The organism is Ruminococcus sp. 1001136sp1_2201st1_G3_2201SCRN_220225 (assembly GCF_040924365.1).
Lineage (GTDB): Bacteria > Bacillota > Clostridia > Lachnospirales > Lachnospiraceae > Blautia_A > Blautia_A faecis.
In genome coordinates this window covers 1-2,636 of sequence record NZ_JBCOME010000089.1, presented here as the reverse complement: position 1 = coordinate 2,636, position 2,636 = coordinate 1, and the positions used below count along the sequence as shown (strand labels likewise).

Genomic DNA, 2,636 nt, shown 5'->3' with positions numbered 1-2,636 from the left:
TGATGGTGCAATTACCACTGAGCCTACCTGTACTGATGAGGGTGTAAAAACCTTTACCTGCAATGCCTGTGGCAAAACAAGGACTGAGGCAGTCGCAGCTCTGGGTCACAACTACAGTTCCGACTGGACTATCGATACCGCTGCTGCCTGCGAAACAGTCGGCAGCAAGAGCCATCACTGCACACGCTGTGACAGCAAAAAAGATATAACTGAAATTCCTGCTTCCGGCAAGCACACCTGGAATAACGGTGTAATCACCAAACCTGCAACAATTGCAGAAGAAGGCGTAAAAACATACACCTGTACTGTTTGTGGTGTAACGAGAACTGAGACAATTGCCAAGCTTCCAATGCCAACCGTGACTCCGGTTCCAACAGCCACACCAACACCGGCAATCACTTCTGCCCCAACTGTAACACCGACTCCATCCGTTTCAGTTGGAACAAAAATTACAGATAAAAAAACTGGAAACATATACAAAGTTACAAGCAGCCGTTCTTCCAGCCAGACAGTTGCCTTTATTGGAAATAAAGTAAAAACCAGTGTCACCATTCCAACTACAATAAAAATAAAAGGTGCCACCTACAAAGTAACTGAAATTTCCACCAATGCTTTCAAAAATAACCGTAAGCTGAAAAAAGTGGTAATTGGTCAGAATATTGTAAGAATAGGTAAAAATGCATTCTACGGCTGCAAAAAACTTACTTCCATTACCATCAAATCCAGCCGGCTTACATTAAAGAACATTGGCAAAAACGCATTCAAAAATACAAGTCCAAAAGCTACTGTAAAAGTTCCGAAAAAGCAGAAAGTTCTTTATAACCAGATCCTTAAGAAACGGGGACTTAATAAAAAAGCTAAAGTCAAATAAATAATCTTTAAAACACAAAGAACCGGATTCCGCAAAGTGCTGGATATCCGGTTCTCTGTATTTTTCCGCGAGAGCTGCTTTATTTACTCCACCGACTCGGCTGTTCCTGGCAGATCCGGTTCCACTGGCAATCGCCGCAGATTTTCGTTCTTTTTCCCGTTTCAATGATTTTTTTCTGTACTACTTCGGTAAATTCCGGGAATGCAAGTTTCTGACCTTCTTTTAAGCCGCATTCTGCCAGCACTGCATTGTCATATCTTTTCACCTTCTCGGCTGCCTCGCAGATTCCCTGGCTATTGTTTGGACAGGCTGAGCAGATTTCGTCAGTTTTTACTGTGAGACAAACATCTGCCCCTTTTGTAAAAAGCTCCAGCATTTCCTGCATATGGGCTGTAAATCCAGTGCTGTAGCCGTTTCCGATAAAAAACGCCAGGCACATCCCGTGATGAGGGCGAATGGGATATGTCTGACGTTCTTTTTTACTGCATTGGTACAAGCTTGCGTACCCTTCTGGACAAAACAAATGCCAAAGCAATCTTCACAAGATCAGGAATGATAAATGGAATTACGCACCAGCCCAGTACGGTTCCAATTCCAACAGCTCCTGTTGTACGTGTGTATACAACCATAAACCAGATAGTTCCCATTGCATAGCAGACGATCAGGCCGACTACCATGGAAAGAATCTGAATAACAGGCTTTTTGCCCCAGAGGGATTCCATTGCCCACATTACCAGGGCGGAGAAAAGAAATCCGATGATGTAACCGCCGGTATTGTTAAGAAGAATACCAAGTCCTCCTGAAAATCCTGCAAATACGGGAACACCAATAACTCCAAGTAAAATGTAAACCAGTACAGCCAGGCTGCCTCTCTTTCCACCAAGCACACCAACAGCCATAAATACACCAAATGTCTGTAATGTAAACGGCACTGTCATCGGAATGGAAATCCAGGAACAGATTGCGATCAGTACGGCGAAAATAGCTATGTATGCCAGGTCGTATGTTTTTGTCTTTGTTGCGGTTACGGTACTCATATTCTCCTCCTCGAGTAAATATTATTTTTGTCAGATACAATCTAACACAGTTACGTTACAATTGTCAACCTATTATTTATTTTTGGTTTACAATTCTCTTCGTGAAGAATCTGGACATGTTTCCCGCATACGTGCTATACTTCTGTAAAATGGAGGATTAAAAAATTGTGTCAAACATATAAAATTGCAATTTGTGATGACCTTGCCACAGACAGAAATTATCTTTCTTCTCTGTGCGAAATATGGGGCAGTCATAACAGTTATCATATACAGATTTCAGAATTTACATCAGCCGAAAATTTTTTGTTTCATTATGCCGAGAAAAAAGATTTTGACATCCTTCTCCTTGATATAGAAATGGGCGCTATGGATGGTGTTACCATGGCAAGGAAGCTGCGGCAGGATAATCATACCGTACAAATTATATTCATCACCGGATACGCAGACTATATTTCTGACGGATATGAAGTAGATGCCCTTCACTATCTGATGAAGCCTCTACAAGAAGAGAAGTTCTTTACAGTTCTTGACCGTGCAGTCACGAAGCTTATCAAAAATGAGAAGGTTCTTAACATAATCAGTCAGGGTGAGATGATTCGTCTGCCAATCTGTCAGATCAATTATGCAGAGGTAAACAGCAATTATATTACGATTCACAGTCAACAGACTATCACCCTGAAAATGACCTTAAGCGAATTGGAAAAAAAGCTGGATTCTCATTTTTTCGG

At 41.7% G+C, this 2,636-nt stretch carries 4 protein-coding genes; 2 read left to right on the top strand and 2 right to left on the bottom strand.

What is annotated here, in order from left to right:
- Positions 1-871, top strand: an 871-nt coding sequence (locus AB5642_RS18920; RefSeq protein WP_368371848.1) for a leucine-rich repeat domain-containing protein, incomplete at its 5' end; no start/stop codon positions are given.
- 79 nt (positions 872-950) lie between these two features.
- On the opposite strand, the gene AB5642_RS18915 is transcribed toward AB5642_RS18920, so the two are convergent.
- Positions 951-1,367, bottom strand: coding sequence for a DUF1284 domain-containing protein (locus AB5642_RS18915; protein WP_330590285.1), 417 nt, complete (start codon positions 1,365-1,367; stop codon positions 951-953).
- A complete protein-coding gene (locus AB5642_RS18910; RefSeq protein WP_118577975.1) occupies positions 1,351-1,908 on the bottom strand; it encodes a biotin transporter BioY in 558 nt (185 codons plus the stop codon). The genes AB5642_RS18915 and AB5642_RS18910 overlap by 17 nt, the downstream gene beginning before the upstream one ends.
- Positions 1,909-2,073: 165 nt before the next feature.
- Between AB5642_RS18910 and AB5642_RS18905 the strand changes: the two genes are divergently transcribed.
- Positions 2,074-2,636 (top strand): LytR/AlgR family response regulator transcription factor (locus AB5642_RS18905; protein ID WP_368371846.1); only part of this gene is annotated, 563 nt, incomplete at its 3' end.

Excerpts from the sequence above, each read along its gene's own strand:
- AB5642_RS18910 (WP_118577975.1), bottom strand. The coding sequence starts at position 1,908 with ATGAGTACCGTAACCGCAACAAAGACAAAAACATACGACCTGGCATAC.